Origin of the sequence: Streptomyces prunicolor NBRC 13075, from assembly GCF_000367365.1 — a bacterium.
Classification (GTDB): domain Bacteria; phylum Actinomycetota; class Actinomycetes; order Streptomycetales; family Streptomycetaceae; genus Streptomyces; species Streptomyces prunicolor.
The window spans coordinates 113996-122160 of sequence record NZ_BARF01000069.1 but is presented as its reverse complement, the minus strand read 5'-3'; the positions used below and the strand labels follow the sequence as shown (position 1 = coordinate 122160).

The 8165-nt window shown below is 69.0% G+C and carries 4 protein-coding genes; all 4 read left to right on the top strand.

Annotated features, from left to right (window positions below; genetic code table 11):
* Positions 1 to 209 precede the first annotated feature (209 nt).
* The 4 genes from SPR02S_RS30450 to SPR02S_RS30435 all read left to right on the top strand — a co-directional run bounded on the left by SPR02S_RS30450 (position 210) and on the right by SPR02S_RS30435 (position 6964).
* Positions 210 to 1436, top strand: coding sequence for a S8 family peptidase (locus SPR02S_RS30450; protein ID WP_019060814.1), 1227 nt, complete (start codon positions 210 to 212; stop codon positions 1434 to 1436).
* A gap of 219 nt (positions 1437 to 1655) precedes the next feature.
* Positions 1656 to 3755 carry an alpha-1,4-glucan--maltose-1-phosphate maltosyltransferase gene (locus SPR02S_RS30445; RefSeq protein WP_019060813.1) on the top strand — a complete coding sequence of 700 codons (2100 nt, stop codon included), beginning with the start codon at positions 1656 to 1658 and terminating at the stop codon, positions 3753 to 3755.
* The gene (treS, locus tag SPR02S_RS30440; RefSeq protein WP_019060812.1) at positions 3752 to 5452 is read left to right on the top strand and encodes a maltose alpha-D-glucosyltransferase; all 1701 of its coding nucleotides are present in this window, start codon (positions 3752 to 3754) and stop codon (positions 5450 to 5452) included. The genes SPR02S_RS30445 and treS overlap by 4 nt, the downstream gene beginning before the upstream one ends.
* Positions 5453 to 5569: 117 nt before the next feature.
* A complete protein-coding gene (locus tag SPR02S_RS30435) occupies positions 5570 to 6964 on the top strand; it encodes a maltokinase N-terminal cap-like domain-containing protein (RefSeq protein WP_019060811.1) in 1395 nt (464 codons plus the stop codon).
* Positions 6965 to 8165: the final 1201 nt, after the last annotated feature.

Here is an 8165-nt window from a genome sequence, read left to right as displayed (position 1 = left end):
CGGCCTGAACGGCCTCGTCCTCAAACGCCGGACGGGCTGAGAATGCCGGCCTGCGTCGAAAAGGCAGCGCCTCACGGGCTGGTCATTGCCGACCTGTACTGAAGAAGTTGAACCGGCATGTACTGAAAAGGCGCCCTCGTGCGCCCTTGTGGTGCTTCGCGCCTCACGAGAGGCTGCGCAGTGGAGAGTTGAAGGAGGGGAAACTCGACATGGCACGGACGCGCACGCGGCGTCTGCGCCGGGCGGGGGGTCTGACCGCGGTCACCACAGTCGTGGTGCTTTCGGCCATCACCCTGCCCGCGCACGCCGCACCGGAGGGGACCATACTCGGCGCCGGTGAACCCGGCTCCGTCAGCGGTAGCTACCTGGTGACGCTCAAGGGGGGAACAAAGGCTCCGTCGGCCGCCGGAAAAGACCTGGCCGCGAAGTACGGAGCGAAAATAAGCCACACCTACGGCACGGCCCTCAACGGCTACGCCATCGAGGCGAACGAGAGACAGGCGAGGCGCCTCGCGGCGGACGCGCAGGTCGTCTCCGTCACCCAGGACACCCGGATCACCCTGGACAGCAGCGGCCGTAGCGCCGCCAACCGTGTTCAGCGCAACCCGCCGTCCTGGGGCCTGGACCGGCTCGACCAGCCGAGCCTGCCGCTGAACAAGAGCTACACCTCGCCGACGTCCGGGGGCAGCGGCGTGACGGTGTACGTGATCGACACCGGCATCCGGATCACCCACAAGGACTTCGGCGGCCGGGCGAGCTACGGCTGGGACTTCGTCGACAACGACACCACCGCCCAGGACGGCAACGGCCACGGCACCCATGTGGCCGGCACGATCGCCGGCACCACGTACGGCGTCGCCAAGAAGGCCAAGGTCGTCGGCGTACGGGTGCTGGACAACGCGGGAGCCGGTACGACCTCGCAGGTCATCGCGGGCATCGACTGGGTCACCCAGCACGCGCACAAACCGGCGGTCGCCAATCTCAGCCTGGGCGGCTACCACAACGCCCAGCTGGACGCGGCCGTACGCAATTCGATCGCCTCCGGTGTCACGTACACGGTCGCGGCGGGCAACGACGGGCTGCAGGCCGGCCTGTACTCCCCCGCGGACGTGAAGGAGGCCATCACGGTCGGCGCCACCGACCGGAACGACGCACGGGCCGCCTTCTCGAACATCGGTCCGGCCGTCGACCTGTTCGCCCCGGGTGTCGCGATCACCTCCGCGTCGTACACGAGCGACACGGCGAAGGCGACCTTCTCCGGTACGTCGATGGCGTCCCCGCACGCGGCCGGCGCGGCGGCGGTCTATCTCGCCGGCCACCCGCGTGCCACACCGGCACAGGTGTCCAGGGCACTCGTCACGGGGGCGGTTTCCGGGAAGGTGTCCGGCGCCGGGCTCGGTTCACCGGACAAACTTCTGCAAGTACCGCGGTCGTAGTGCGGGAGTGACGGCTCCGGCCCCGTTCGCCCTGGACGGGGCCGGATCTTTCTGTGGAGATCTGCGCGTAAGTAGTTGGCAACCTGCCGGATTGCCAACCCGAATAGGGTGGGAAGGCTCCACCGGTACGCCCCCCAGCGGACCACGGGATCTTCTTCGCAGGACCCACCTCCCCACATCCATCCGCCCACACCCACGTTGACGCGGACAGGAGCGGTCATGCCCGCCACGCACCACTCGTCACCACCCCCGACACCCGGCACGGCCACGCCCCCCGTGCGCCCCGCCGGCACGGCACCACCCGCCCCGGAGCCACCCTCCGCGGACGGCACACCTCCCGGCATCGGACGCATCCCCGTCCTCGATGTCCGGCCGGTCGTCCAGCACGGCCACCGGCCCGCCAAGGCGGTCACCGGCGAGGCGTTCGAGGTCTCGGCCATCGTCTTCCGCGAGGGCCACGACGCGGTCGCCGCCAACGCGGTCCTCTACGACCCGGAGGGCCGCCCAGGCCCCTGGACCCCGATGCGGGAGCTCGCCCCGGGCACCGACCGCTGGGGCGCCACGGTCACACCCGGCGAACCGGGCCGGTGGACCTACACCGTGGAGGCCTGGAGCGACCCGGTCGCCACCTGGCGCCACCACGCCCAGATCAAGATCCCGGCCGGCATGGACACGGAACTGGTCCTGGAGGAGGGCGCGCGCCTCTACGAACGCGCCATCCCCGGCGTACCGAAGGGCAAGGGCCTCCGCCCCGTCCTCCGCACCGCCGTCACCGCCCTCCGCGACGAGACCCGCCCACCCGCGTCCCGCCTCGCCGCCGCCCTGACACCCGAGGTGGACGGGGTACTGGCCCGGTATCCGCTGCGGGAACTGGTCACGACCTCCGAGCCGAGGCCGCTGCTCGTCGAGCGGGAGCGGGCCCTCTACGGCGCCTGGTACGAGTTCTTCCCCCGCTCCGAGGGCAATCCGGCCCAGCCCCACGGCACGTTCCGTACGGCGGCGAAACGGCTGGCGGGCATCGCGGCGATGGGCTTCGACGTCGTCTACCTGCCGCCGATCCACCCGATCGGGAGCACCTTCCGCAAGGGCCCGAACAACACCCTGTCCGCGGGGCGCGAGGACGTCGGGGTCCCGTGGGCGATCGGCTCGCCGGAGGGCGGGCACGACGCGATCCATCCGCAGCTGGGCACGCTGGAGGACTTCGACGCGTTCGTCGCGCGGGCCGCCGAGCTGGGCATGGAGATCGCGCTGGACTTCGCGCTCCAGTGCTCGCCGGACCACCCGTGGGTGGAGAAGCACCCGGAGTGGTTCCACCACCGTCCCGACGGGACGATCGCGTACGCGGAGAACCCGCCGAAGAAGTACCAGGACATCTACCCGATCGCCTTCGACCGGGACATGGACGGCCTGATCGCGGAGACCGTGCGGGTGCTGCGGCACTGGATGGACCACGGGGTGCGGATCTTCCGCGTCGACAACCCGCACACCAAGCCGGTCGTGTTCTGGGACCGGGTCATCGCCGAGATCAACGGCACCGACCCGGACGTGATCTTCCTGGCGGAGGCGTTCACCCGTCCCGCGATGATGGCCACCCTCGCGCAGGTCGGGTTCCAGCAGTCGTACACCTACTTCACCTGGCGCAACACGAAGGAGGAACTCACCGAGTACCTCAGCGAGTTGTCGGGCGAAGCGGCTGCCTACATGCGGCCGAACTTCTTCGTGAACACCCCGGACATCCTGCACGAGTTCCTCCAGGAGGGCGGCCGCCCGGCCTTCGAACTGCGCGCGGTACTGGCGGCGACCCTCTCTCCCACCTGGGGGGTGTACAGCGGGTATGAGTTGTGCGAGAACACACCGTTGCGGCCCGGCAGCGAGGAGTATCTGGACTCCGAGAAGTACCAACTCCGTCCCCGCGACTGGGTGTCGGCCGAGCGGGAAGGACGTAGCATCGCGCCATTGCTGGGCAAGTTGAACGACATCCGGCGCCGCAGCCCGGCGTTGCGGCAGCTGCGTGACCTCCACTTCCATCACACGGATCAGGAGGCGGTGATCGCGTACTCGAAGCGGAACGGTTCGAACACGGTTCTGGTGGTCGTCAACCTCGACCCGCACCACACCCAGGAGGCCACGGTCTCGTTGGACATGCCGCAACTCGGCCTGGAATGGCACGAGTCGGTACCGGTGCGCGACGAGCTCACCGGTGAGACCTATCACTGGGGCAGGGCCAACTATGTGCGCCTGGAACCGGGTAACCGGCCCGCACACATCCTCACCGTCCTGCGACCGTCCCCGCAGATCGGAGGGTCACCCACAATATGATCGTCAACGAGCCCGTCCCGGACACCTTCGAGGACACTCCCGCCAAGGACCGGGACCCCGAGTGGTTCAAACGTGCCGTCTTCTACGAGGTCCTGGTCCGCTCCTTCCAGGACAGCAACGGCGACGGCATCGGTGATCTGAAGGGCATCACCGCCAAACTCGACTACCTCCAGTGGCTCGGCGTCGACTGCCTCTGGCTGCCACCGTTCTTCAAGTCACCCTTGCGCGACGGTGGTTACGACGTCTCGGACTACACCGCCGTACTCCCCGAGTTCGGCGACCTCGCGGACTTCGTGGAGTTCGTGGACTCCGCCCACCAACGCGGCATGCGCGTCATCATCGACTTCGTCATGAACCACACCAGCGACCAGCACCCGTGGTTCCAGGAGTCCCGCAAAGACCCCGACGGGCCGTACGGCGACTACTACATGTGGGCCGACGACGACAAGCAGTACCCCGACGCCCGCATCATCTTCGTCGACACCGAAGCCTCCAACTGGACCTTCGACCCCGTCCGCAAGCAGTACTTCTGGCACCGCTTCTTCTCCCACCAGCCGGACCTCAACTACGAGAACCCGGCCGTGCAGGAAGAGATCATCTCGGCGCTGAAGTTCTGGCTGGACCTGGGCATCGACGGCTTCCGTCTGGACGCGGTCCCGTACCTGTTCGCGGCCGAGGGCACCAACTGCGAAAACCTTCCGGCAACCCACGAGTTCCTCCGTCGGGTGCGGAAGGAGATCGACGCGCAGTACCCCGACACGGTGGTGCTGGCGGAGGCGAACCAGTGGCCCGAGGACGTCGTCGACTACTTCGGCGACTTCCAGAGCGGCGGGGACGAGTGCCACATGGCATTCCACTTCCCGGTGATGCCGCGCATCTTCATGGCGGTCCGCCGGGAGTCCCGCTACCCGGTCTCGGAGATCCTCGCCAAGACCCCGGCGATTCCGTCGAGTTGCCAGTGGGGCATCTTCCTGCGCAACCACGACGAGCTGACCCTGGAGATGGTCACCGACGAGGAACGCGACTACATGTGGGCGGAGTACGCGAAGGACCCGCGTATGCGCGCCAACATCGGCATCCGCAGGCGCCTGGCCCCGCTCCTGGACAACGACCGCAACCAGATCGAGCTGTTCACGGCCCTGCTCCTGTCGCTCCCCGGCTCGCCGATCCTCTACTACGGCGACGAGATCGGCATGGGCGACAACATCTGGCTCGGCGACCGCGACGCCGTGCGCACGCCGATGCAGTGGACACCGGATCGCAACGCAGGTTTTTCGTCCTGTGACCCCGGCCGACTGTCGCTGCCGACCATCATGGACCCCGTCTACGGCTACCAGGTCACCAATGTCGAGGCGTCGATGTCGTCGCCCTCGTCGTTGCTGCACTGGACGCGCCGCATGATCGAGATCCGCAAGCAGAACCTGGCGTTCGGCCTTGGCTCGTACCGGGAACTGCCGTCGTCGAATCCCGCGGTGATCGCGTTCCTGCGCGAGTACGAGGACGACCTCGTCCTGTGCGTGAACAACTTCTCCCGGTTCGCGCAGCCGACGGAACTGGACCTGCGGGCGTTCAATGGGAGGCATCCGGTCGAACTGTTCGGCGGGGTGCGCTTTCCGGCCGTAGGCGAACTGCCGTACTTGCTGACGCTGGCGGGCCACGGCTTCTACTGGTTCCGGCTCCGCAAGGAAGCCGCCTAGATCGCTGCCGGATCCGTGCTGGATCCCGGTGGGGCGGGGCGGTTTCGGTTTCCCCCGCCCCGCCGGGGGCACGCAACAGTGACACCCCGACCACCCCGGGGAAAGGAACGTGACACCATGGCGGAAACTGTCACAATCTCCGGCCGGACCAGTCCGGGTCCCGGTCCGGGCCTCCTCGCGTCACTCGACCCCCTCCTGCGGGAGTGGCTGCCGAGGCAACGGTGGTTCGCGGGCAAGGGCCGTCCCGTCACGGGTTTCACGCTGGTGGCGGCGACCGAGCTGCTCCCGCTGGACGGCGCGCTGGGCCTCTACCACCTCCTGGTCCGCGCCCACCAGTCCCCCGCCCCCGGCGACTGCTACCAGCTCCTCATAGGCGTGCGCGAGGCGCTGCCACCCCGGCTCGCGCCCGCGCTGATCGGACATGTGGAGGAGGGCCCGCTCGCCGGTCACACGGTGTACGAGGCCCTGTACGACCCCCGGCCCGCCGAGGTGCTCCTGGAGGCGTTGCGCACCCAGGCCCGCATCGGCGGGCTGCGCTTCGAACGGGCCCCGGACGCCCCGGAGATCGGCCCCGGCCTGACCCCGCGCCTGATGACGGCCGAACAGTCCAATTCATCGGTGGTCTACGGCGACACGTACATCCTGAAACTCCTACGCAGGATCGTCCCCGGCACCAACCCCGACCTGGAACTCCCGCTGGCCCTGGCGCTGGAGGGCTGCCCCCGGGTACCGGCCCCGACGGCGTGGCTACGAGCGGAGTTCGCCGACGAGCCGTACGTCCTGGGAGTCCTCCAACCGTTCGTGCAGGGCGCGGCGGACGGCTGGGAACTGGCGCTGAGCGAGTTGTCCAAGGGCGAGGACTTCGGCGCGGAGGCGAGGTCGCTGGGCAGGGCGACGGCGGAAGTCCACGTGGCCTTGGCACGAGCGCTGCCGACGATGACGTTGGGCCACGCGCAGCTGGACCTGCTGGTGAACGGCATGACCGACCGCCTGGACGCGGCGGCGCAGGCGGTCCCCGCCCTTCGCCCGTACGCCCCCGACCTGCACTCGGCGTTCTCGGCCTTGGCGAACTTGGCGGCGGAGGGCCACACCTGGACCGCCCAACGCATCCACGGCGACCTGCACCTGGGCCAGTGCCTGCACTCGCCGTCCGGGGAGTGGTCCCTGATCGACTTCGAGGGCGAGCCGTCCAGGCCCCTCGCGGAACGCCGTATGCCCCAGCCTCCGGTGCGGGACATCGCGGGGATGCTCCGTTCCTTCGACTACGCGGCCCACTCGACGACACCGGCGGCGCCTGGGTGGGCGGACATGTGCCGGGCGGCGTACTGCTCGGGGTACGCGGAGGTGACGGGGGTGGATCCACGTACGGATCCGGTCCTGCTCCGCGCGTACGAGACGGACAAGGCGATCTACGAAGTCCTCTACGAGGCCCGCCATCGCCCCGACTGGCTCCCGGTGCCGTTGTCGGCGGTCCGCCGCCTGGCCAACCCCGCCCCCGACGCCACCATCTGACCCACCCCGCCCACATCCCGCCCAGGAGGCTCCGCCCGTGACCCCGCGTCCCCCGTCCAACGGTTCTGATCCGAAGCCGAGGAAGAAACCGGCCGAGGAGAAGAGCGGTACGGCAGTGCAGCCGACGGCTCCTGAGGAGAAGGGGGGCGGGGGCGGCAGCGTGACGAAGGTCGCGGGGGCTGTGGGGAAGGGTGCGGGTGAGGGGGCGGTGGGCAAGGAGGCTGTGGGCAAGGGGGCTGCTGGGAAGAAGGCGCTGAAGAAGAAGGGCGTCGGGGTGGGGAGCGCCGCCGGGAAGACGGCAGGGGCGAAGAAGGCGGCGGCTGAGACGGCTGTGCCCGGGAAGGCCACCGGGAAGATCGGGGCCAAGAGGGCGGCGGCGAAGGACGCGGCGGCTGAGACGGCTTCGCCCGGAAAGGCCGGAGCCAAGGCGGCGAAGAAGGGCACGCCGGCCGAGAAGGCTGAGCCTGGGAAGACCTCGGCCAAGAGGACGGCGCCGAAAAACACGCCAGTTGAAACGGCCGAGCCCGGAAAGGCCGCCGCCAAGAGGACGACGACGAAGAACGCCGGTACGAAGAAAGCCGCGGCAACGAAGGCAGCGGCGAAGAACGCCGTGCTCAAGAAGGCCGCGGCCAAGCAAGCGACGAAGAAGAACGCCGTGGCGATGACTGGTTCGGCGGAAGACACCTCGGCGACAAGAGCTGCGACGGAGAAGGCCATGACGAAGACGGGCGCCGCGAAGACGGGTACGGCGAAGAGGACGAACGTGACGGCGAAGATCCCGGCGGAGACGGGCTCGGCAGAAGACGTCGTGGCGGAAACGAGCAGCGCGAGGAAGACCGTGACGAAGAGGGCCGCAGCGAAGAAGGACGTAACCAAGAAGGGTGCCGGGAAGAAGAACTCGGCGAAGAAGGGCCTGGCCAGGAAGACGATCGCGGCGGACGAGAAGTCCACGCGGCGGACGGTGACTGCTGACACGGGGGTGGATTCGGGGATGGATTCCGGGCCGGCTTCTCTCGCGCTGGACGGGGAGGTTGCCGAACGGGAAGGGGTGGCTGCCGCGCCGGACCAGGGCGTTGCCACACCGGAGGAGGCTGATGCCACTTCCGGCATCGCGTCCACCCCGGAACCGGGTCCCGCCTCAGAGCCGGGTGCCACCTCAGAGCCAGGTGCCACTCCGGGATCGGGTCCCGCCCCGGAGTCG